General features: G+C 66.3%; 19 protein-coding genes. 6 read left to right on the forward strand and 13 right to left on the reverse strand.

The window, feature by feature from the left end; genetic code table 11:
• The first annotated feature begins 27 nt into the window (after window positions 1-27).
• Entirely contained in the window at window positions 28-2,154 is a 2,127-nt protein-coding gene (locus WG924_RS18940; RefSeq protein ID WP_345934660.1) for an autotransporter family protein, read from the forward strand.
• Window positions 2,155-2,223: 69 nt separating this feature from the next.
• On the opposite strand, the gene WG924_RS18945 is transcribed toward WG924_RS18940, so the two are convergent.
• From WG924_RS18945 to WG924_RS18970, 6 genes are all read right to left on the reverse strand, one after another.
• A complete protein-coding gene (locus tag WG924_RS18945) occupies window positions 2,224-3,294 on the reverse strand; it encodes an NUDIX hydrolase (protein WP_345934661.1) in 1,071 nt (356 codons plus the stop codon).
• Window positions 3,295-3,311: 17 nt separating this feature from the next.
• Window positions 3,312-4,184, reverse strand: coding sequence for a glucosaminidase domain-containing protein (locus WG924_RS18950; protein ID WP_345934662.1), 873 nt, complete (start codon window positions 4,182-4,184; stop codon window positions 3,312-3,314).
• 244 nt (window positions 4,185-4,428) lie between these two features.
• Window positions 4,429-4,887: a hypothetical protein gene (locus tag WG924_RS18955; RefSeq protein ID WP_345934663.1), complete on the reverse strand. Its 459-nt coding sequence runs from the start codon at window positions 4,885-4,887 to the stop codon at window positions 4,429-4,431.
• Window positions 4,888-5,112: 225 nt separating this feature from the next.
• Window positions 5,113-6,615 carry a sensor histidine kinase gene (locus tag WG924_RS18960; RefSeq protein WP_345934664.1) on the reverse strand — a complete coding sequence of 501 codons (1,503 nt, stop codon included), beginning with the start codon at window positions 6,613-6,615 and terminating at the stop codon, window positions 5,113-5,115.
• Window positions 6,616-6,628: 13 nt separating this feature from the next.
• Entirely contained in the window at window positions 6,629-7,465 is an 837-nt protein-coding gene (locus WG924_RS18965) for a response regulator transcription factor (protein WP_345934665.1), read from the reverse strand.
• The gene (locus tag WG924_RS18970) at window positions 7,449-8,204 is read right to left on the reverse strand and encodes a hypothetical protein (RefSeq protein ID WP_345934666.1); all 756 of its coding nucleotides are present in this window, start codon (window positions 8,202-8,204) and stop codon (window positions 7,449-7,451) included. The genes WG924_RS18965 and WG924_RS18970 overlap by 17 nt, the downstream gene beginning before the upstream one ends.
• A gap of 292 nt (window positions 8,205-8,496) precedes the next feature.
• On the opposite strand from WG924_RS18970, the gene WG924_RS18975 reads away from it, so the two are divergent.
• The gene (locus tag WG924_RS18975; protein WP_345934667.1) at window positions 8,497-9,027 is read left to right on the forward strand and encodes a hypothetical protein; all 531 of its coding nucleotides are present in this window, start codon (window positions 8,497-8,499) and stop codon (window positions 9,025-9,027) included.
• Between the two features lie 279 nt (window positions 9,028-9,306).
• On the forward strand, window positions 9,307-9,612 hold the full coding sequence (locus WG924_RS18980; protein ID WP_345934669.1) for a hypothetical protein: 306 nt from the start codon (window positions 9,307-9,309) through the stop codon (window positions 9,610-9,612).
• Between the two features lie 17 nt (window positions 9,613-9,629).
• On the opposite strand, the gene WG924_RS18985 is transcribed toward WG924_RS18980, so the two are convergent.
• Window positions 9,630-10,529, reverse strand: a complete 900-nt coding sequence (locus tag WG924_RS18985; protein ID WP_345934670.1) for a helix-turn-helix transcriptional regulator — start codon at window positions 10,527-10,529, stop codon at window positions 9,630-9,632.
• Between the two features lie 430 nt (window positions 10,530-10,959).
• Here WG924_RS18985 and WG924_RS18990 point away from each other — a divergent pair, with 430 nt between their 5' ends.
• Window positions 10,960-12,492, forward strand: a complete 1,533-nt coding sequence (locus tag WG924_RS18990) for a long-chain-fatty-acid--CoA ligase (RefSeq protein WP_345934671.1) — start codon at window positions 10,960-10,962, stop codon at window positions 12,490-12,492.
• Window positions 12,493-12,578: 86 nt separating this feature from the next.
• Here the strand turns inward: WG924_RS18990 and WG924_RS18995 are convergent, their stop codons facing one another.
• From WG924_RS18995 to WG924_RS19020, 6 genes are all read right to left on the reverse strand, one after another.
• A complete protein-coding gene (locus WG924_RS18995) occupies window positions 12,579-13,853 on the reverse strand; it encodes a TRAP transporter large permease (RefSeq protein ID WP_345934672.1) in 1,275 nt (424 codons plus the stop codon).
• A gap of 31 nt (window positions 13,854-13,884) precedes the next feature.
• Window positions 13,885-14,478: a TRAP transporter small permease subunit gene (locus tag WG924_RS19000; protein ID WP_345934673.1), complete on the reverse strand. Its 594-nt coding sequence runs from the start codon at window positions 14,476-14,478 to the stop codon at window positions 13,885-13,887.
• A 1-nt stretch (window position 14,479) separates the two neighbouring features.
• Window positions 14,480-15,574: a TRAP transporter substrate-binding protein gene (locus WG924_RS19005; protein ID WP_345934674.1), complete on the reverse strand. Its 1,095-nt coding sequence runs from the start codon at window positions 15,572-15,574 to the stop codon at window positions 14,480-14,482.
• 27 nt (window positions 15,575-15,601) lie between these two features.
• Window positions 15,602-17,308 (reverse strand): UGSC family (seleno)protein, encoded by a 1,707-nt coding sequence (locus tag WG924_RS19010; RefSeq protein WP_345934675.1) that lies wholly within the window; start codon window positions 17,306-17,308, stop codon window positions 15,602-15,604.
• A gap of 121 nt (window positions 17,309-17,429) precedes the next feature.
• Entirely contained in the window at window positions 17,430-18,230 is an 801-nt protein-coding gene (pdeM, locus tag WG924_RS19015; protein ID WP_345934877.1) for a ligase-associated DNA damage response endonuclease PdeM, read from the reverse strand.
• Window positions 18,231-18,235: 5 nt separating this feature from the next.
• On the reverse strand, window positions 18,236-20,719 hold the full coding sequence (locus WG924_RS19020) for a ligase-associated DNA damage response DEXH box helicase (protein WP_345934676.1): 2,484 nt from the start codon (window positions 20,717-20,719) through the stop codon (window positions 18,236-18,238).
• 146 nt (window positions 20,720-20,865) lie between these two features.
• Between WG924_RS19020 and WG924_RS19025 the strand changes: the two genes are divergently transcribed.
• Both WG924_RS19025 and WG924_RS19030 read left to right on the forward strand, forming a co-directional pair.
• A complete protein-coding gene (locus WG924_RS19025; protein WP_345934677.1) occupies window positions 20,866-22,002 on the forward strand; it encodes a ligase-associated DNA damage response exonuclease in 1,137 nt (378 codons plus the stop codon).
• A 6-nt stretch (window positions 22,003-22,008) separates the two neighbouring features.
• Window positions 22,009-23,676: a cisplatin damage response ATP-dependent DNA ligase gene (locus WG924_RS19030; protein ID WP_345934678.1), complete on the forward strand. Its 1,668-nt coding sequence runs from the start codon at window positions 22,009-22,011 to the stop codon at window positions 23,674-23,676.
• Window positions 23,677-23,753 lie beyond the last annotated feature (77 nt).

Below are 23,753 nucleotides of genomic sequence, written 5' to 3' on the forward strand. Positions count from 1 at the left end.
CGGGCCACGCGAGGGGGAGCCACGCATATGAAGATGTCCATCCGGCTGAGGGGAACCGCCTCGCTGGCGGCAATCGCGGTCGCCATGTCGGCGACCGGCGCATCGGCACAGGCGATCATCGACAACGGCACGGTTCAGCTCGGCATCAACCCGGAAGGCAATCTTGTGGTGCCGGGCTCCGGCTCTCCGCCGGTGGGCTTGACCTATGTGCCCAACAAAGGCCGGCCCGGCGCCGGCGAAGCCCTGGGGCCAGGCTGTGCCTGTGAAGGTTGGGGCATCGCCGATCTCGGCACGGACCTGTTCGGCAAAGCGGGCGAGAGTTTCGGCACGGCCAATATCGATCCGACCAGTGTGGACCTGACCGTCACCGGTACCGGCACCGCCGCCGGATCAACCGGCAGTGCCGCGCGATCGGTGGTCAACGTCGTCGAACCCGGCGCCGGCGGCCGGGTTCTGCGGGTCACCCATGACTTCAAGACCATCGACGGCGTCGACAACCTGTATCGGGTCGATGTCACCGTGAAGAACATCACCGCCACGGCAGCCGGCGATGTCGCGCGGCTGATCTATCGCCGGGCCATGGACTGGGACATTCCGCCCACCCAGTTCAGCGAGGTGGTCACCCTGCAGGGCTGGCCTGCCAGCAAGCTGATCGCCTCCAGCAATAACGGCTTCGCCGATGGCAATCCCAACACGCCCCAGGGCGACATCGCCGGCACCGGCGCCGCGGTGAACGGCAACTTCACCAATGCCGGCCCCTCCGACCACGGCGCCGTGTTCGACTTCGATTTCGGCAGTGTGCCGGCCGGTGAGGAGATCACCTTCACCATCTATTACGGTGCCGCCGGCAACGAGGCCGAGGCGCTCGACGCGCTGAAAGCCGTCGGCGCTGAAATCTATTCACTGGGCAAGCCGCGCGACGGCGCCGGCAGCGATGCCGAGGCCGGCACGCCCAACACCTTCATCTTCGCCTTCGCCGGCGTCGGCGGCACGCCGATCGGTGGCGGCGGCGGCGGTGGTGGTCCGACCATCAGCCATGCCAACGCCTTCCGACAGATGGCCTTTGCCATGGCGCGCGAGCACATGCGGCTGGTCTCGCAGCGCCTGACCGGGCTGTCCCATGGCGGTGAAGGGCTGGAACATTTCTGGGGCGGCGCCAATGGCATGATCACCGCCCTCACGGCACCGCTGGCACAGCTTGCCGCCGCCGATAGCGATGGCGGGGTGCGACTGGCGCAACTGGCCCGCTCGGCGGCCAATGTTTCGGACGACGGCGCCGCCACGGCCCAGGCCCGGAACATGGGTGGCATCGACGGGCTGCGCAGTTATATCACCGCGTCTTATACCGTGGGCGAGATCGACGGCACCCGCGCAAGCGGCGAGACGGTCGACTACGATGCCATCAATCTTGTCGGTGGCATCGATTATGAGGTACTGCGCGATGAAGCCGGCTTCGACAGCCTGCTGCTGGGCGCCGGCATCGGCTATGGCAGTTATGACGGCAAGATCGACAACACCGATACCCGCATCGACACCAGTGGCTATACGGCCATGCTCTATGGATCGGCGACCTTCGCCAAGTCGGCCTATGCCGACATCACGCTGGCGCATAGCTGGCTCGATTATGATTACACGCGCGATGCCGGCGCCAGCGACCTGACGGCGACACCCGATGGTCGCGAATGGGGCGGCACATTGCGTGTGGGCTATGACGTCCGGCCGCGGGTCAGCCGGTTCTCGCCCACCCGCTGGGTCTTCGGCCCCTTCATTCAGGGACAGTACCTGAAGGCGGAGATCGACGGCTTCACCGAACAGGGACCAGGCGGCACCACCTTCGCCGATCAGACGGCCAAATCGGTCACCTCGCAAGTGGGCATGCACGCTGCGGTGATGCGCAGCACAGACTGGGGCGCGCTGGTGTTCAGCGGCCGCATGGCCTGGGAGCATGAATACGAGGATGGCGCCGATCAGGTGCGCCTGTCGAGCGGGACAGCCCGCATCGACAAGGTCGATCCAAACTATGCCCGTCTGGAAGTGGGTATGACCGCGCTGGTCGGCAGCGGCATTGCGGTCACGGCCGATTACGCGACGATCGCCGGCGACACGTATCGCCAGGAACATACCGGCCGGCTGCGGCTGCGGCTGGGCTTCTGACAGGTTGACCGCCCGGGCAGGCCGGTGTCCGCGCGGTCATACAGGGGCCGGCGGGACCCGGACCGCCCATCAGCCGCGCCTGCCGGGCAGTCTCAACCCCGCGCCGCCGCGCTCCTGCATCACCTCGGCGCGGAAGCTGTACAATTCCGCCGGCCGCCCGCCGGTTTCATGGGTCATCCGCCCGGTCGCCTCCACCAGCCCGGCCTGTGCCACCAGCCGGCGGAAATTCTGCTTGTGCAGCCGCCGTCCCGCCAGGGCCTCCACCGCTGTCTGAAGCCCGGTCAGCGTAAAGGCCGGCGGCATCACTTCGAACACCAGCGGCCGATAGCCCAGCTTGCCGCGAATCCGTCCAATCGCCGTCGCCAGAATCCGGCGATGATCGAAGCGCATCGGCCGCCCCAGGGCCGGCACCAGATCGCCATCGGCCGTCATCTCGCCACCGCCGGCCGCGGCGGCGGCGCTCAGGCTGCGGTCGCGCTCTGCCTCTGCCACCAGCCCGGCTTCGTACAACAGTTCATAGCGTTCAAGCACCAGGTCTTCATGCCAATGGGCATCGTCCTCGGGCCCGAATGCATGATCGACACGGGCGCGACGCCGATTACGTTCCGGGATCGCGGCCGCCGCGATCCAGGCCGCCAGCCGCGGGCGGATCAGTTCGGCCACCACCGGTGCCGCACCGGCGCGGCGGTCTTCCCAGGGAAAGAAGTCGTACCAGCAGCGCCATGCGGCGGCGGTATCGGCCGGCGGCATCGCCTCGCGCACCAGCGCCAGATAGCCGATCGACACGATGCGCGGCCCCCCCTGCCATTCACGCGGGTCGCGCCCCCGATCGGCAAAGGTGTAGAGCTGTTCGACATAGCCGAGCGGCAGCCGGGTCTGGGCAGTGACCCAGGCGCGCAGCCCGATATCGAGGGTGCGATGGGCATCCGGCCTGAACGGACCGGCCGGCAATGCATCGGGCCCGTCATCACGCACCACCAGCACCCGTGGCTCGTCGTCGGTGACCGCGACGATGGCGGCACTGAGGCCGATGACTACCGGCCCGTCGGGCGCCTGATCGCTGACCGTGGTGGCTGTGCCAGGACGGCCGTGCACCACGCCGCGCGCCTGCCCGGCGCCCCTGCCGTCCTGCCCGATCATGCCGGCCTCCCCGCCGTTCAGCCCTGCGGCACCCAGGGCGCCAGCAGATCCATCCGATCATAGCCGGCAAAGCCGTTCTGTTCGATCACCACCGTGACCCGCTCGATGTAATCGCTGCCCAGTTCTGAATACCGTGTCAGATGCCGCAACAGCAACCCGCCGTTCATTGGCGCCCCCACCTTGCGCATCAGGCTGCGCTCGGCGCGGAATTCAGCATAGGCCGGATGACTGTTCAGGGTCCGTACATAGTCGATCACCGACTCGACGATCGTCTCATAGGGCTTGACCTCGAACACCGCATTGTTCCAGGTCATCACACCGAACAAGGCGTTTCCTTCGCGTGCGACCCGCGAGGTGCCCCACCCGGATTCCAGCGCCGCCTGCCCCAGGGCCAGCGAGGTCGGAATGGCATCGATGCGGTTCAGAAGGTCCGGCAGATCGGACGCCTTGCCACGATAGAAGCGGGCGACCTGTGCCAGCCATTGCTGATCGCGCGGGCTTGGCGCGATGCCTGCCGCCTGATCACGCATGACAGCCTGCAACCGGGCCCGTTCGCCCAGCACCGCATTGTTCACGGCCACGATCGCTGGTAACACCACGCTGAGGAAGCGGGATTTCCGGTCGTCGCCCATTGCGGCATCGATATCGCCCGGCAGCCGGATCACCGGCAAGGGTCGCCCCGACTGGGTCCGCTGCGGTGCCACCGCATCGGCGACGACAGCCAGATTGTGTGCCGGCGGCATGCTGAGCACGGCCACATCGCCAAGCCCGTCATCGCCGCCCCACGGCATCGACACGAGCGGCGTGCGTGGCGGTAGATGGCGGATGACATCCGATGAGGCCATGGCAATGCCGGCTGTCGAGACCACGGTCGCCAGAAGGCAAGCCATGACAAGGGCGCACCGGCGGGCCGCAAGCGCCGTCGTGGTCATCGTCACCACCGGCAACAGCCATAGAGCGCCGGCCCGCCCGCCGGTGCGGGCGCAGTCCGGATGGCGGTCACAGCAACGGGTTGCGATCGGAGGTCGGCTCGATATGTCACGCATGGCCCAACTGGATAGCCGAGCCGCACAGGATGGTCCAGCGGAAATCGCCGTCGGCATGAAGCATGCCTGACTGGAGCTGCCGGCATTATCAGCCGGTTGGCCCCCAGGGCGACACCCCGACCCTGCAGGCGACGACAAAATTACGCGCCCGCTCGACCCCATCCACCACGGTGATCCGCAGATTGCGGCAAAGGCGAACGCCATAGGATCCGAGTGGCCGGCCGGCCGTCATCAGGAACAGCGAGCCGTCCTCCAGCCGCCAGCGTGCCGTCTGCCCGGGGGGCGCTTCGTCGAGAACCTTGTTGACGCAGCGCATGTCCTGTTCGCTCAGGCGGTCGGCGATATCGTCGGTGAAGATTCCCTGAAGCGCCGGCGTGATCAGCGCAGGAGCAGCGCAGGTACCAGCGGGTACCTCCTGGGCGTGCGCGGACGGCCCCTGCATCACAACGACAACGGCCAGTGCCACAGCGGCGGCCACGGGCACCGGCAACCGGCGCGGATGAGCGGAAGGCAAAGGTTCGGCAAGCAGGCAATCGGGAGCACGCATGGTCGGGGGCTGGTCCTCTTCTTCGTCCGCCGGGCCTCGGAGTGATAACCGGATCGACGATGGGGCAAAACAGGGCCCCACCGCTCACGGTTCCCACTATCATCACAGACATACAGGCGGAGCCCCATATCAACAGGGCTTTATCAGACAAGTCGCCCCAATATCGGGCGGGATGGCGCACAAGGCAACATGATCGTGGCGCAATCACGCATATGACGCGGGTGTTCAGCGCGACAGCGGCAGCTCGACCGTCATCCGCAAGCCACCATCCTTGCGGTTCTCGGCGCGGATCCGGCCGCCCGCCGCCTCGACGTTCCGCCGCACGATCCACAGCCCGATGCCGAAATTGCCGGCGCCCGACATACGCTGGCCCTCGTCACGGATCGACACATAGCGTTCGAAGATCCGTTCCAGGTCACCTGGCTGCACACCCGGGCCGCGATCCTCGACCATCACCTGCGCCTGTCCACCGACAGCCGTCAACGAGACGGTCACCTCGGTGCCCGGCCTGGTGAAACTCAAGGCGTTGTCGAGCAGGTTCTGCATCACGGTCTCGATCATGTCGTCACCGACCCGCACCATGACGTTGCGGTCGATGCGCCCGACCACCCGGCGATCGCCGATGGTGTGGGCATTCTCCTGATATTCGTCCACAATGTCCTCGACCAGCGCCGACAGATTAAGCGCCTTGCGCGGTGGGTTCAGCAGATCGGCCACCGTTTCCTCGATCCGCCGTGCCGCATTGACCAGCACGTCCAGACGCTGCACCGACCGCTCGATCAGATCGACCGACCGGCGCGCCCGCAGATCGTCTTCAGGAATCAACCGCTTCAGCGGCTCGACGCTCTGCGCGATCACCGCGATCGGCGTCTTGAATGCATGGGCGTTTTCTTCAGCCGTGCGCCGCATGGTTTCCGCCGTGCCGCGCAGGTCGCGCACCATGTCATCGAAGGCGCCGGCGACATCGTTCAGCTCCGGCACCCGGTTCATGTCCGAGAACGAGCGCTCGGTGCCAGGATCCTTGCGGATACGCCGCGCGACGCCGGCGAAGCCGCGGATATTGCGCCAGATACTGGTGAACAGCCACAAAACCACCAGGGCCAGCGTCAGATAGACAGCACCCGCGAAGCGCACCTCGGGCATCTGCCAATAGGGCCGCGCCAGGCTCTGACCCACGATACTGTCGGTCGCATGGGCGGTGATCACCACCCAGCAGCCCATCGGGGCGTCGATCGGGGTCAGCGAGGTCAGCACCTCGACCCGGCCATTGGGGTTGGTGTATTCAACCGCCAGCGGCCGGCCGCCGCCACAGGTGTCGGCAAGCCGGTCGAGCACGCCGGTTTCGATCAGCTCCGCACGCTCTTCCTGAAGATAGTCGACCGGCACCGTCGGGACCGAGGCGATATAGAAAAAGGCGTCGGTCGCAGCACCGCCGGTCGGGCGCAGCAACAGCTTGATCGACACATCCGGCTGGGCCATCCGCTCGATCGTCTGGCGGACCTGCGGCACGGCCGCCGCATCGAACTGGCTCAACAGCGGCACCAGTGCCTGGGCGACCAGATTGCCCTGGCGCTGGACGCTGTCGAGCAGCAGGGCGCGCTGCTGGCGGTCGGCTTCCTGAAACTGGTCATACAGGATCATCGGTACGCTGACGAACACGACCATCAGAATGCCCAGCTTCACGGCGAAGCTGTCGACGGTGCGCCGGAGCGCGCGCAGCAGGGTCATCGATCAGTCGCCGTCAGTCTTCATGTGCCGAGCGATCGGCCGAACGCGGCTGTTCGGCATCGAGCCACCGGTATCCGAAGCCCGGATAGTTCTCGATCTGGCCGAAATCGGCATCCAGGTCACGGAATTTCTGACGAATACGCTTGATGAAGGTCCGGACGTTGGAGCGATAGCCTTCGGAACCATCCCCGGCCATGAAGCCCGCGCCATGCACGAGATCATAGAGGTCGCGATAGCGGACATCGAGCCCGGCACGCTCCACCATATGCAGCACCATGCGGAACTCGGTGACGGTCAGCGGCACTTCCTTGCCGCGCCAATAGGCACGGTGGGTCTCGATCTTCAGCTCGATCTCGCCATTGCGCAGGGTGTCGTCGCCGGCGTCGGCCGCGGGCCCCCCCCCCTCAGCCTGGGCGGCGGCAGCCTCGCCACGACGCTTCTGTCCGCCCAGAATCAATTCGATCCGCCGGCGCAGAATTGAAAAGCTGCGCGACTTCTCGACGAAATCGACGGCGCCGCTGGTCAGCGCCGCCTCTTCATAGATCTGGTCCGACAGCACGGTCAGGAAGATCACCGGGATCTCGCACCCATCCGACCGCAGGCGCCGCAACACCTCGATGCCGTTCATCTCGGGCATCTTCCAGTCCAGAAGGATCAGACCGGGCGCACCACCATCCGACAGATAGGACAGGAATCCCGGGCCGCTTGGAAAGTCGGCAACCGCGAAACCGGCATCAACCAGGTTCTGGGCAATCGACTCCCGGAACAGGTCATCGTCATCGACGATCGCGACATGAAGATCATCCGCGACGGTCGTCCCGGCCATGCCGTGTTCAGCTTCGTCCGCCATTCCGGTTCCTTGCTCTGATGTCGGCGAGGCACGCGCGCCGCGCCGTATCGGTGTTGTCCTTACCCCGTACGGCCAGCGTCACGACACGCAGTTCCTGCGAGGTGATGTCCAGATAGAAAAACAGATCCGCCGCACAAGATCCCGTGCGGTACTGCCACACCGTGGCAGGCGGCTCTTCAGTCACGGCCACGGGGCCGCCCATCAGAGCGCGGACCCGCCCCGGTGACAATCCCTGAAGATCCTCAGGCCCGATATCCGGCATCACCGGGGCCAGGGCGATCTGGGGGTCGTCAGAGGCAGGTTGCGCGACCGGCGCCGACGCTCCGGATGCGCCCGACCCGCCTTCCGTGGCGCCAGCCTGCCCCACTGGCCGGGCCGGTGGTGGTGGTGCCTCGGGTTTGGCGGCCGGCACAAGAACGTCGCCGCCGCGCATGCCCGCGGCCGCCGCGATCACCGGATCGGGGCGGGCGGGCTCGACCATCGATTGCGCACGTGCCGGACCCGGCCGCGACGAGGGTGTCGTGCAGCCCGACAATAGAATGGTGCTCGCGAGCAGTGCGGCCGCAGTGATGCGATGCCGTGCTCTACGCCCGACGGAAAATGCCGTCACCTCAGCCTCTCGATCCGGAACGCGGTTTCGCCCGACCGCCTTCGCCTGTTTTTTGTCCACCTCTTCCGCGATCGCCGCGGCGGGTGTGACGAGCATTCTAGCCGAAGCGACGGGCGATGGAATAGCCAAGGTTGCGTTGTCATGCGTTCTTGCGTTGCGTTGCACGCAATGCAATCGCCGCGCCTGATGCAGAACGCCCTGTCCGCTGTTATTGACCGACCATGCAGCGAATACTGGCAGCCTCCAGACAACATGTCGCAACAAGTGTCCGTGACCCCGGCACGCGCGGAATTGCCACAAGTTTGCCGCGTGCGACGCCATGGCGAATTTCGGATAGTCATGGCCGAACGGTATGGCGGCTTCAGAACGCTCTACCGTCGGGGGTCGACACAGGTGCCGGCCCCCGCTGAGGAGAAAACCGATGGCGACTTATCGCTCTCTGCTGCTGCCGGCCGCCACCGCCGCGGCTTTTGCCCTGATCGCGGCGCCTGCCTGGCATGCCGCGCCCGGGACAACGCAGGGCCGTCTGGTGGCAACGGCCGCGGCTGCAGCGATCGAGCCGGCCCGCAAGGCCGACATTGTCATCGACGACGCTATGGCCCGCAACGATCCCGCGCTGATGCGCCTTGTCGGCGAACTGCGCGGACAGCACACTCTTTCCCATCCCGATACCTCGCCTGCCCCGACCGGCAACTTGTCCGATCCAGCCGGTGCTTCTGATTCCGGCATGCCCGCCGGGACACCGTCCGTTGCCGACACCTCGTCGCTCAATGCCTCGACCACTGGCGCCTCGACCACCGGCACGCCGGCCGCGTCGGCGGTCGCCCGGAAACAGATCGACGATGAATCGGACCAGACTGCGGATGAACAGGGTCTGGGGGAAAGCCTGCTCTCGGCCATCGACAATCTGTTCCGTGGTCGTGACGTGACAGACGAGACAACGGCGAACTGACCAATTCGTTCCAGGAATGCCGGCGAATTTTTCGACCGACACCGATTTGGAACATCACCAGACATCCGTCCGGGGTGAAGCCCGTTCCGGTGGCGGGGGCCATACCGGAAGCGCGGACGGATGCGGCCCCCGCACTCCACGGACCAAGCCAGTGCTGACCGATCCAAAACTTGCGGGTGGACCTGCGTCGCCGGAAACGGCACCGCAGGTCCGCCCGGACTTTTTCGGCCGGCCGCCGGTCCCCCGGGGTGCCCGCCCCTCTTGCCGGAGATCAGCGCCATGTCGCAGTTGCCCGCGTCCATCCGGCACGCCGACGGCCTGACGCCCGCCGGCCGCCGGCTGCCGGCACCACAGCGCTCCCGACCGCAAACCCGCCTGCGGCTGATGACCCGGCCAGCACCGGGCGACGGCCCGGCGCGTGTCCTGCTATCGGTGTCGTGGACCAGCACCCGCCGTCACTGGACATTGTCGGCAGGTCTGGCATTGCGCCGCGGCCCCGGTGCCCGCGCGCACAGCGCACGCCCGTTTCCAGCGCCGCTGATCTGGTTGTTCATGCGACTGCGCGGCCGGCCACGGCACGTCTGACGAGTTTGCGGCAGATCTTATGAGCTGACCGCCTGGTTGTCTTTCCCCGGCAGATCATGCAGACGCGGCCAGATGTCCGGCGGCACCACGCTGCCGCGACCGGTCAGAAGCGTCAGGTGGTCTTTGCGGTAGGTGCCCGGGGTGATCCCCGTCATCTTCTTGAAGACGCGGGTCAGATGCGATTGATCGGCAAACCCGGTCTGGGCGGCGACTTCGGCGATCCGGGCTCCACGCGACAGCAGTTCCAGGCTCTTCTGGAACTGGCGCTGACGATGCCAGGCATGAGGAGAGATGCCGAGGATGTCGGTAAAACAGCGGACCAGCAGAAACTTGTCCATCCGCGCGACCTTTGCCAGTTCGTCAAGCATCACGTTCCGGTCCAGATTGTCCGCGAGGTAATCCTTGCTGATCTCGACAGCGCGCTTCTCCGTATGGCGATGCTGCGGAAAGTCGGAGATATGCGTATGGGCTTTCAGAAAATGTTCGACGAGGCGGAACAGCGCGGTCTCCTGATGCAGCGCGCTTTCGCCGGTGAAGCTTCTGAAGAGACACTTGAACAGGTGCGAGAGCACATCATCCACCATAACCGACTGGCAGGCAAAGCGGCCGCCTTCGGGGTGCACGCTCTCCAGCACATCCACCGGAACAGTGATCGAGTGGAACATCCATCCATCACTGCCCTCGGGCTCGGCGCCATGAACGCCGTGCGGCGGGATGGCGACGATCGAACCGGCACCGGCATTGTGAGAGGCGCCCTTGTAGTGCACCTTCTGGATGCCGTCGCCCAGCAATGACAGCATCAGACCATCATGGCTGTGGCGCGGGAGCGTATGGTCGCGATAACGGCCCGCGACGACCTCAAGCCCGCCGAGGTAGTGCAGCTTCAACCCGCGTGGCAGTGCATCGATGTCCAGCATAAGAAAAAGCTAGGGCGCCTCGCCGTTGCCGGTCAAGTGCCGGGCTTTCCTTTCGGATGCTCACCAACAGATTTTCCAATCCTGTTCAATTTTTTTCTACGAGAAGGCGTATGTCCACCGGGGATATTTCGTCCCGCGGGCACAACGACTATGCAGTCCCGGCCCCTATTGACGCGGCTCGACCCTGGAGCGGCACGCAGGGAGAGACAGGCGGCTCATTGCGACACCCGTGCGGTTTGATGCGGCGATCGCGGGAAGGCCCGAGGACTTGTCCAAGCCTGTTCAAGACTTTGATCGCAGCCGGATTCAATCTTGCAAGGTCAATCGCGCTCTGTGGAGGCGGTCGATCGGGGCCGCGATTGCCGAACGGCGCGGTGGACGGGCCGGGACCAGATCCTCATCACAGGGCGCGCCATTTGAAAGGGAGATCATGTATCTGACTCAATCCTTGCATCGCGACATGCTGACGCGTCCCGATGACATCGCAACCATCACCGGCGACCGCCGTCGTACTGTCCGCGAACTGCATGACCGCGTCTCACGTCTTGCCGGCGCGCTGCAGCGGCTGGGTATCTCCAAAGATGACCGCGTGGCCTATCTCGGGCGCAATTCAGACTATTTCCACGAGTTCTACCTGGGAACCTTCTGGGCCGATGCCGTGGTAAACCCTGTGAATACCCGATGGTCCGCCAAGGAGATCGCCTATTCTCTGGACGATTCCAGCACGCGGGTGATCATGGCTGACGAGACGATACGTCCGCATCTCGACGAGATACGCGCGCTTTATCCGCATGTGCGGGCCCTGATCTGGACCGGGTCGGAACCGGCGCCCGCCGGCGCGATCCTCTACGAGGATGTCCTTGACGGCGCGACACCGGTCGCCGATGCGCGGCGGGGCGGCGAGAGCCTGGCAGGGTTGTTCTACACCGGCGGCACGACCGGCTTTCCCAAAGGGGTGATGCTGAGCCATGCCAATCTTTTCGTGGGCGCGCTCGGCTCTTGTATCGGGCGCTTCGTGACGCCTGGCGCCATCTTTCTGCATACGGCCCCGATGTTCCACCTGGCCGATTTCGGGGCGTGGGCGATCACGACGCTAACCGGCGGCGTCCACGTTTCCGCCCCGAGTTTCGAGCCGGAACAGGTGTTTGAGGCGATCCGGCGGCACAACGTCACCCACACGCTGCTGGTCCCGGCGATGCTGCAGATGCTGGTCGATTCACCACTGCGGCCGCATGCCGATATGCGGTCGCTCCGGCAGATCAGCTATGGCGGCTCCACCATAACCCAGGCTGTGCTGGAGCGCGCTCAAGACGCGTGGCCGCATGTCGCGTTCGTGCAGGCATACGGCCAGACGGAGCTGTCGCCCGTCACGGCCCTGCTGGGACCGCGGGACCATGTCGCTCCCGCGCCGAAGACGCGGCTCCGCTCGGCAGGCGTCGCGGCGCCGCACAGCGAGATCCGCATCGTCGATCCTGCCAGTGGCGCGACGCTGCCGCCGAATGAGGTGGGCGAAATCGTGTCGCGCGGCGGGCACGTCATGCTTGGCTACTGGAACAGGCCGGAAGAGACCGCGCAAGCCATCCGCGACGGCTGGCTGCACAGCGGCGATCTCGGTTATCTGGACCAGGACGGCTATCTCTTTGTCGTGGATCGCCTGAAGGACATGGTCATCTCCGGCGGAGAGAATGTGTTCTCGGCCGAAGTCGAAAACGCGCTTGCCAAACACCGGGCCGTCGCGGCTTGCGCGGTGATCGGCCTGCGCGACGACAAATGGGGCGAGCGGGTCCATGCGGTGGTGGTGCTGAAGGCCGGAGAGGCCGCCACGGAAAGCGAGCTGCGCGACCATGCCCGCCAGTTCGTCGCCGGCTATAAGGTGCCGCGCAGCATGGAGTTTGTTGATGCTCTGCCGCTGACCTCCACCGGAAAGGTGCAGAAGACCACCTTGCGCGAACGCTATCGGTAGCGTGCTGGCAGGCGGTCACAGGCGGTCATGTCAATTTGACGAGCGTGCCGGATCGGCACGCTCGCCAGATGATCACAAGCGCAGCCTCAGGCCAGCGAGGGAAGGTAAAGCGCGATCTGCGGAAAGAGGATCAGCACACCGATCAGGGCGATCATGACAAGCACGAACGGCAGCGCGCCGACCGCCACATCCAGAACCGTGCCCTTCGCGCGCAACCCCTGAACCACGAACAGGTTCATGCCCACCGGGGGCGTGATCAAGGCGCATTCAAGCAGGATCACGAAGACGACGCCGAACCAGATCGGGTCGAACCCGGCGGAGACGACGATGGGCGCAATGATCGGCAATGTCATCACGGTGATCGAAATACTTTCCATGAACAGGCCGAGAACCAGATAGAAAAGCACGATGAAGCCCATGAGCGTGACCGGGTCGACGTCGAGCTGCTCGATCAGCCCGTTTATCTCCCGCGCCAGCCCGACGGCGTTCATCGTCCAGTTCAGGAAGAACGACGCGATCACGATCAGCATGATCATCGAGGTCGTGACCATCGTCCCCTCGAATACCCGGCCCAGCATCCTGGCGGACACGCGCCCTCGGGCGAGCGCGATCAAGAACGCCGCCAGCACGCCGAAGGCCGCGGACTCCGTGGCCGTCGCCACGCCGGAATAGATCGTGCCGACAATAATGGCGAAGATCAGGATCGGCGGCAGCAGGTCTGGTACGCAACGTACAAGCTCGCCAAGCGAATGGACGCCACCATCGCCTTCCTTTGATCTGAAGATCAGACTGGACAACACAGTCAACACCATGAACATCGCCACGAGCAGAGCTGCGGGCACAAGTGCCGCCGCATAGAGCTTGGGGATGGAGGTGTTCGTCAGGGCGCCGTACAAGATCAGTGCCAATGAAGGCGGGATCAGGATTCCCAACGTCCCACCGGCTGCCAGCGTGCCCAGAAACGTCCTCTCGTGATAGTTGTGCTTCTCCATCTGCGGCAGTGCGACGATTCCGATGGTCGCGGCTGTTGCGGTACTGGACCCGGATGTCGCCGCAAAAAGCGCGGACGCACCGATATTGGCATGCATCACGCCACCGGGCAGCCAGTGCAGCCATTTGCGGATCGCCTCGTACATCCGGCCGGCCACCCCGGATTCCAGCAGGATCTGCCCCAGCATGACGTATAGCGGAACGCTGACCAGCAGGAACGAGGTCGAGGTCGACCAGGTCAGGTTGCCAAGGGCGCGAACCACCGGCAGCGGTGACTGCCCGGATATCGCCAGGGCGCAAAGCAGGATCACCGCGGCAACCGGCAGGCCGGCGATCAGAAGCCCGGCCAGGATAGACAGGAAGATTGTCATCTCATTCCTTTACGTGCGGATTTTCCGGCCCTTACGTGCGGGTTTGCCGGATATTCGATGCCGCCCTCAGCGCATCGGTCACTTCGTCATCCATCGACTTGATGCCGATCAGGACACGCAGCGCATCCAGTCGCCCGCCAAACAGTGCCCGCAGACCAAGCAACAGAACCAACAGCGACACGGCTGAAAAGAAGAGCAGGCCCGCCAGCCATGCCGCCTGGAAATACCACAAGTGCAGGCCGACCGAGAAAGGCACGCGACTGCCGCGCCGGAACGTGCCCTCGAAGGTTTCATAGGCATAACAGGTCAGCATGAACGCCATCACGACGACCGACGCGGCGGCCGCGATGTCAAGAACCGCGCGGGCGCGCCGTGGAAACCGCGCATAGGCGATGTCGACCCGAATGTTCGCCCGCTGGACATGTGCATAGGCGAAGGACCAGGCCGTCGAAATGGCCAGCATGTATCCGGTGAGATCGAACGTGCCCTTGACCGGCCGGTCGACAAGAAACCGGCCAAGGACGTCACCGCATATGAGGAAGGCGGTCAGAAAAACGATGCTTCCGGCCGCCCGTGCCGCCCAGGCCGACGATACGGTCGCGAACCGTTCCATTGGTCCGCTCATGTCAGTCTCCGTGCACCAGAGGTCCGACGATCCCGCGCCAGGTCGCCTCGCATTCCGCACCACACAATTCAAACCAGACCGGCAGAACCTTGGTCTTCACCACCGCGCGGAAGGCGGGCATGTCGGCCTCGTCGAAGGCGACGACAGTCATGTCGTCCAGCACGCCCAGGGTGCAGGGTTGTTTGCCGGCGGCGCAGGACAGCGCCTCGATGTTCTCGCGCCTGGCAAGTTCCCACTGCCGATCTTCCAGCTTGGTGAATTCGGCTGCCAGAAAGGTCTGGAGTTCGGGCGACAGGGCGCTCCACCTGTCGAGGTTCATCGCCGTGAACCAGTTGGACGGGCCGATCGGCAGTTGGTAGAGCGTGTCGGACACCTCACCCCATTTCGAGACATTGCCGGACAGGGCGCCGGTCGTCGCGCAGTCGAGCGTGCCGCGCTCCAGCGCGGGCACGACTTCCGCATAAGCCAGCGTGATGGGATTGGCGCCGAGCCCTTCATAGAGCGCGCTCAGCATCGTGCCGTAGGAGCGGATGTTCTTTCCCTTCAGATCCGCCAGTGAGGTCACCTCGCCGCGGCAGAACACCATGATGTTGGAGATCCCCCAGACACCGAGAAGCTTGGCGTTGTATTGTTCGGCCAGCGTCTTGTCGAGGACGGGGCGATAGGCGTCGACCCCCGCCCGCAACTCGTCCAGGGTGGAGAAGAGACCGGGCAGGTCTACGCCGGATGCCGCCGGAACCTCGTTGCCGAAATAGGCAAAGGCGCTGGTTCCGATGTCGGTGGCGCCTGACTCGATCAGCCGCATGACATCCGTGCCACCGATATTCAGCGAGTCAAGCGAGGTGACGTTGGCGGAGACGGCACCTTCCGAGTCCTCGACGATCACCGTCTCGTAGAACGGCTTTTCACCTAGTAAATACTGGTTCATCGTCGACACGCCGGCGACGACATTCAACTCGGTGTGGTCCAGGTCTTTGGCGATCGACATGGACGGCAGTCCGATCAGGACTGCTGCGACGCAGATTTGCAGAAATTTCGATCCCATGACTTTTCCCCCGTGATTGGCAGGCTGCGGAGCGATCTTCTTGTTCTTCACAGATCTTCGTTGGATGTCTCGCGCCGGTCAGGCCATCCTGATCTCCTGACTGGTCAGGAAGCCGTGGACGCCATTGCTCCCGAAAACCATGCCGTTGGAACGGAAAGGGTCGCCGGAGACGGCGATCAGGATGTCCTCGGGCCGGGTCACCACCGGCACCAGACGATGCGGATCGTCGGACAAGGCGAAGATGTCGGCAGCCAGTCCCGCTTCGTGCAACTGGAGCAGAGTGCGGCGGCCCGGCACCATGTTGGAGAATTTGCCGATATAGGACTCGAACCTCGACGCCGGGATCCTGGCGAGCCGGAACAGCCGCTCCCGCAGGTCTTGCGGGTCGCTGCCAGCCTTGGCGAGGGTCTTTGCCACCATCGGGCTGATCGCCACCAGCGGGCGACAGGTGCCGGGCGCGAGGCCGGCGGTGAAAACCAGTTCCCAGCCGCTTTGCCGGACGAGGCCGTCGGCGAGATATCGGGCAATGTCTTCCGGATCCCGGCCATAGATCGACCCCACGGTGACGTCGCCGGTGTAACGCGCGATGGTCACCAGGTTGGTCCCCTTCGGATAGCCGAGGCGATCGCCATAGGTCGTCCAGCCGAGCGTCTCCAGTTCGCCTTCCTGTTCGGCAAGGACGATGCGCGCACTCCGCCCGAAGGTGCTCTTATCCGCGCCGCCCGGACGCAAGCCGGCGACATTGCGCATGAACAGCCGCAGGAACCGGCCGACGGTGGAGTTCGCCCGCGCGCCGTCTCGCATCGCGCCATTGCCGGTGTTGAAACCAAGTTGCGTGATCACCGGGCCGTTCAGCACGATCAGCGGGTCGCCGCCGGTGGTATCGCCGCTGTGTTCTATCCCGTAGGCCGGGTTGACCATGATCTCTGCGATCGCGATCAGGACCGGCATATAGGTCGGCTCGCAGCCGGCCATGACACCGTTGACGGCCACGTTCCATGCCGTGACGCTTGCGCCAGAGGGCTGCAGGCCCCCGATCAGGCGATCCGGCGAATCCGGGGTGTGGCGCAGGAATGCTTCCACGGCCGCGATGGTCGGCGGCACGATCGGCAACCCGTCGGACCAGCCTTCGTCGAGGTAGCGCCGGTTGATCCCGGCAAAGTCCCCGATCGCCACGATCCTGCGTGCGGCGCAGGACGACGCACCCTGTGTATTTGTGTCGACCGGCGCCTCGGTCAGGCACCGCACGACCGCATCGCGGGTGTGAGACAGGATCATCTCCCGCAGCTCGGCATCGCTCTGACTTTCGACGTAGCCGGGCATCTCCACGACGGGAAGCCAGGCACATCCCAGCCCCGGCGAGACGGCGCGGGCCTGACCGGCGAATCCCTCGCAGACCAGAGACGCCGTCGGCACGCCGGCCTTCTCGGCGATCGCGCTTGCGCGGATCACGGCCGGGGTGCAGGCGCCACAGCAACCGACGCCGGAAATGACCACGTCGACCTTGTGCTCTGCCAGTTTCGCCGGAAGCTCGCTCAGAACCCGGTGATCATCGGCGCCCAGTGTATTGCCAAACAGGCCATAGCTCAGAAATGTCGCGTCAGGATAGGCCTGCCCAAGTGTTTCCTCCAGAATTGCGAAGATCTCGTCGCCCCGGAACAGGTAATCCCAGACGAAGGCGATCCGCAGCCCGTTCAATTCTGCTGGTCGGCTGGCGGGAGAGAACACCTCGACTGCGGGTTGGCCACCGGGCCAGACTGCTTCAAACTGTTGGGTGGCGGTCATGCGTGGCTCCTGAATTGATGCTCACATGACTCTGCGCCGAGAACCTCACCCGTTTATTGAATGATCTTGGAAAAAAACAGCGCTCCCAACGCCTTGACCTGCCCCTCGGCGCGGATTGCGCTCAATGACGGTTCGTCTGACGCTGCACATCCGGGTCCAGGCGTGTCGATGGCAGGCGGTGCACGCCGTCGGTGCCCAGCATCCAGGCCTCGAACCCGCCCCGGAATAACGGCCGGATCGCCGGATCCAGCACGTTCAGCCCGCCGGTATAGGCACCGAAGGCCGGCAGGATCAGGCGCGCGCGCTCCTTGCCGTCACGCGCAAGCCCCACCGGTCCCAGGCCGTCTCCGCCCGGTACCGCATCGGCCGTCCCCGCGGCGAAGCATCGCCGCGACAGGCGCCGCCCGCGCACCCGGATGATGGCCTTGGGATGGAAATGGCCGCTGATCTCCAGCCGTTCGCCCGGCTCCGCGGCGCCCGATGCCTCGTGGCGCAGAGCCACGCCCTGTTCGATCACCGATCGGGCGACCTCACCGCCAAGCACCCCTGCGGCATTCTCGTCATGGTTGCCGGTGATCCACAGCCAGTCATGGGCGGCGATCAATGCCTGCAACCGCCGCCGGTCATCGGCCGGCAGACGCTGCGGTCCGCCGCGATCGTGGAAACTGTCGCCCAGGCAGATGATCCGCCGCGGCCGATGGCGTGCCACGGCCACTTCCAGGTTGATCAGCGTCTGACGGCTGTCATAGGGCGGCAGCAGCACGCCCCGCCCGGCAAAGGCCGATCCCTTTTCCAGATGCAGATCGGCGACCAGCAGCGCCGCCGCCGCCGGCCAGATCAGCGCGCCAGAACGGTCCGCCAGGAAATCATGACCGCCCAGACGGACAGTGGCGCTGGCATGGGGGGCGATGGGGGGCATCATACCGGTCACGCTGTCGGGTCCGTCGCCTCGTGGATCAGGGCGGCCGCTTCGCCCAGCAGGTCGTCATCGGCGCGGCCGGGCACGCTTTCGCGGCCCACCTCCAGCAACAGCGGCACGGCCAGCGGCGATACCCTTGGCAGGGACCGATGCTGGATGCGCCCCTGAATGTCGGACAGCATGCCGTTCAGCCGCGCCAGATCGGTCAAGCCACCGGCGGCGTCGGCCCAGGTCGCCTTCAGCAGCACGTGGTCGGGCTGGTGGCGGCGCAGCACGTCATAGATCAGATCGGCGCTGAATGTCACCTGTCGTCCGGTTTTTTCCTGGCCCGGATAGCGTTGCTCGATCAGACCCGCGATCACCGCGACATTGCGAAACGTTCGGCGCAGCATGCTGCTTTCGGCCATCCACGCCTCCAGATCCTCGCCCATCATGTCCTGGCCGAACAGCTCGTCGATGCGCGCCGCTTCATCCAGGCTCCAGACCGCGATCGCATAGTCATTGGCAACGAAGCCCATCGGCCGCTGGCCGAAGCGCTCCATCCGCCGTGTCAGCAGCATGCCCAGGGTCTGGTGCGCGTTGCGGCCGGCAAAACCATAGGCGACCAGAAACCAACGCTCGCCACGGGGAAAGGTCTCGACCAGCAGGCCGTCGGGGCCGGGCATCACCGAGCGCAGATCCTGCATCGCCAGCCAGTCGGCAACCGCCACCGGCAGCAGGGGGCGGTGTGCCGGATCGGCGAGCATCGCCCGCACCCGCCGGGCCAGGGACGCCGAGATCGGGAACCGGCCGCCGCCATAAGACGGCACCTTCGGGTCGCCGCCGCGGCCGCGACTGACGATCACATCGGTCTCGCGCAGCGCCTCATAGACCAGCAGTTCGCCGGCGAAGACGAAGCTGTCGCCCGGCGCCAGCCCCTGGACGAACCATTCCTCGATCCGGCCCAGAACCCGGCCGCCATAGCCCTTGCCGCCCGCCCTGGTCAGCCGGACATTCAGCATCGGCAGTTCCACGATCGTGCCGACATTCATCCGGTACTGCCGCGCCGCGACCGGACCCGACACCCGCCACAGCCCGGCCTCGTCCTGTTCGATCCGGCGGAACCGCTCATAGGCCCTGAGGGCATAGCCGCCGGTCGCGACGAAATCGAGCACGGCATCGAAATCGGCGCGGGCAAGATCCGCATAGGGCGCAGCACCGCGCACCTCGTCATACAGCTCTACGGCATCGAACGGCGCCGTGCAGGCGCGGCCCAGAATATGCTGGGCCAGAACATCGAGCGCGCCGCTGCGCGGCGGCTCTCCATCCAGCTCGCCATCGGCCACCGCTTCAAGGGCCGCACGACATTCCAGCACCTCGAACCGGTTGGCCGGCACCAGGATCGCCTTCGACGCCAGATCCAGCCGGTGATTGGCCCGGCCGATGCGCTGCACCAGCCGCGACACGCCCTTGGGCGCGCCGATCTGCATCACCAGATCCACCGCCGCCCAGTCGATGCCCAGATCCAGCGACGAGGTCGCGACCACGGCGCGCAGCCGGCCGGCGGCCATCGCCGCCTCCACCTTGCGGCGCTGCTCCGCCGCCAGGCTGCCATGATGCAGGGCGATAGCCAGCCCGTCATCGTTCAGCCGCCACAATTCCTGGAACACAAGCTCCGCCTGCGCGCGGGTGTTCACGAACACCAGCGTCGTGCCGTGGCCGCGGATCGCCTCATACACACCGGCCATCGCATGGCGGGCCAGATGCCCCGCCCAGGGCACGCGCTCATCTTCGGGGATGAGCATCGTCACCTCGGCGCGGGCGGCCTCCTGGCCGCGCACCACCACCGCCCGCCCGTCCACCCAGCGGCGCACCGCCTCTTCATCCGCCACGGTCGCCGACAGACCCACGACGCGAAGCCCAGGCGACAGCGCTTTCAGCCGCGCCAGACCCAGGGCCAGAAGATCGCCGCGCTTGGTGCCCGAAATCGCATGGATCTCGTCGACGATCACCGTCGCCAGCCGCCCGAAGATCCGGGGTGCGTCGGCATAGGACAGCATCAATGCCAGCGATTCAGGCGTGGTCAGCAGCAGTTCCGGTGGCGCCTTGCGCTGTCGTTCGCGGGTGCGCTGATCGGTGTCGCCGGTGCGGATACCCACGTTCAGCGCCAGCCCCATCCCGGCGATCGGCTGCTCCAGATTTCGGGCGATGTCGGCGGCCAGCGCCTTCAACGGCGAGATATACAGCGTATCGAGCCGGCCGCCGCCCTCGCCGGCGGCCGACCGCACCAGCGCCGGCAGAAAGCCCGCGAGTGTCTTGCCGGCGCCGGTCGGCGCGATCAGCAGCACCGGCAGCCCGGCTTCGGCCGCGGCCAGCATGCGCAGTTGATGCGGATGCGGCAGCCAGCCACGCGCGGCGAACCACGCCGCCACCCGATCGGGCAGAAGCGCCGGCGCCGGCAGGTCGGCATCCGGTTGCAGGGGCACCGGCAGACGGGGTTCGCGGATGGTCATGGCCGGATAGTATGGCGTGACCGCGACGGAAGGCGAGCCCCCGGGCTGGATCGGCGATCAGATGATCCCAGATTCTCCAGGCGGCCCGGATGTCGTGAGACACCCGCCCCGTCGCCTGTGCCGTCATCGCCGAAAGCCGCCCGCCCATGGCCCGTCCCGCGCCATCACCCGCCATGCCCGCGCCCGGCCTGCCCGCGCCCGGCCTGCCCGCATCCGGCCTGTCGTCATCATCGGCCGGGGCCGGCATCGACTGGCTGGTGCCGCTGCCGCACGGGCTGTACTGCCCGCCGGGGGATGTCTGGATCGATCCGGTCAGGGCAAAGCCGCGGGCGATCATCACCCATGGCCATACCGATCATGCCCGCCCCGGCCATGGCGCGGTGCTGGCCACGCCCGAGACCCTGGCGATCATGCGCGGCCGCTTCGGCGCCGAGGCGGTGCACGGACAACCCCTGCCCTATGGTCAGCGGTTGCGGGTGGGGGATGTGACCGTGTTTCTGGCGCCGGCCGGCCATGTGCTGGGATCGGCGCAGGTCGCGATCGAGTATCGCGGCCGCCGTGCGGTGATCTCCGGCGATTACAAGCGTCGTGCCGATCCGACCTGTGCGGCCTTCGAGCCGGTGCCGGCCGATCTGTTCGTGACCGAGGCGACCTTCGCCCTGCCGGTGTTCCGTCATCCGCCTGCAACCCGCGAGATTGCCCGCCTGCTGCACGGTTTGAGCGTGTTTCCCGAGCGGGCGCATCTGGTCGGGGTCTATGCGCTGGGCAAATGCCAGCGGGTGATCCGGATGATCCGCGACGCCGGCTATGACCGGCCGATCCACATCCATGATGCGCTGGCCGACATCTCGGCCTTGTATGAGGCTCATGGCGTGGCGCTGGGCACGCTGCTGCCGGCGTCAGGGGCCACAGCCGGCGATCTGAAAGGCGCGCTGGTTCTGGCGCCGCCGGGCGCCATAACCGAGCGCTGGGCGCGGCACCTGCCCGACCCGCTGGTGGCGATGGCCTCGGGCTGGATGGGCGTGCGGGCGCGGGCCCGTCAGCGCGACGTCGAACTGCCGCTGGTGATTTCCGACCATGCCGACTGGGACGAATTGCTGATGACGCTGGGCGAACTCAGGCCCGAGGAAGTCTGGATCACCCATGGCCGCGAGGATGCGCTGGCCCATGCCGCGCGGACCATGGGCATTTTCGCGCGGCCGCTGCGTCTGGTCGGTTATGGCGACGAGGATGGCGACGCGCCCGGCGGCGATGCCCCGATCGCCGGGCCGGCCGGAGCCTGACCCCGGATGCGCCACTTTGCCGAACTGCTCGATCGGCTGGCCTTCACCCGGTCGCGCGGCGCCAGGATCCGCCTGATCGGCGACTATCTCGACCGCACGGCGGATCCCGATCGTGGCTGGACACTGGCGGCGCTGGCAGGCAGGCTGACACTGAAGCCCGCGCGGCCAACTGCGATCCGCGCATTGATCGGTGCCCGCACCGATCCGGTGCTGTTCGCGCTGTCTTATGACTATGTCGGCGACCTGGCCGAGACCGCGGCCCTGATGTGGCCGGAGCCGCTGCGCGCCATGCCCGACGTCGAGGGATTGCGCAACGATCCCGGTGTGACACTGACCCAGGTCGTCGACACGCTGATGGCGGCCGGCAGCGCCGCCCGCGCCATGGACGACATCGCCGGCTGGATGGACGGCCTGGACACCGGCGGGCGCCGGGTGCTGCTAAAGCTGGCGACCGGCGGCCTGCGCACCGGCGTCTCGACCGGGCTTGCCAAAGCCGCTTTCGCCGACTGGGCCGGGCTGGACCCGGCCGAAGTCGACGAGATCTGGCATGCCGTAGCCCCACCCTATGCGGCCCTGTTCGCCTGGGCCGCCGGCACCGCGCCCCGGCCCGACCCGGCCGGCCTGCCGCATTTCCGACCGGTCATGCTGGCGACCTCGCTTGACGAGGGTGATCTGGCGCGGCTGGATCCGGCGGATTTCCTGGCCGAATGGAAATGGGACGGCATCCGCGCCCAGATGGTGGCCGAGGGTGGCGCCATCCGGCTCTATGCCCGTTCAGGCGACGATATCAGCGCCGGCTTTCCCGATCTGGTCGCCGCATGGCCATTCGGCGATGCCGTGGTCGATGGCGAGTTGCTCGTCATGGCCGCGGATGGCCTGCCCCGCCCCTTCGGCGACCTTCAGACGCGGATCAACCGGCGCACGGTCGGTGCGACGCTGCTGAAGCGGCTGCCGGCGCATCTGCGGCTCTATGACCTGCTGTCGGTGGCGGGCGAGGATCTGCGGCCGCTGGGCTTCGCGGCCCGGCGCGCACGGCTGGCGGCACTGGTCGCAGAACATCCGGCGGCACGGTTCGACCTGTCGCCCCTGATCGCCTTCGACGACTGGCCGGCCCTGGCGGCACTGCGCCGCGATCCACCATCCGCCACCATCGAAGGCGTGATGCTGAAACGTCGCGATGCGCCCTATTCAGCCGGCCGGCCGACAGGGCCGTGGTTCAAATGGAAGCGCGCGCCACTGACCCTGGATGTCGTGCTGATGTATGTTCAGCGCGGCCATGGCCAGCGCGACCATGCCCAGCCCGGCCATGCCCAGCCCGGCCATAGCCTGCAATCGTCGATCCATAGCGACTATACCTTCGGCGTTTGGCACGGGCCGGTGCTGGTGCCGGTCGGCAAGGCCGGTTCCGGTGTCACCGATCAGGATCTGATCGCGCTGGACCGGTGGGTGCGGGACAACACCATCGATCGCTTCGGGCCGGTGCGCGCGGTCGCCGCCGGTCTGGTGCTGGAAGTGGCCTTCGACAGCGTGCAGCCAAGCCCCCGGCACAAGGCCGGGCTGGCCCTGCGCTTCCCGCGCATCGCCCGCATCCGCTGGGACAAGCCGGCATCAGAGGCCGACCGGCTGGAAGATGCCGCCCGCCTGATGGTCGGGGCCGACACGCACGGCGACTGACGTCCGATCGCATCCCATGAACGGCCGGCACCGATCCGATCGGGCCAGCCTTGCGTATCCACCCTCAGAACACCCGG

This window comes from Tistrella arctica (genome assembly GCF_039630945.1).
Classification (GTDB): Bacteria; Pseudomonadota; Alphaproteobacteria; order Tistrellales; family Tistrellaceae; genus Tistrella; species Tistrella bauzanensis.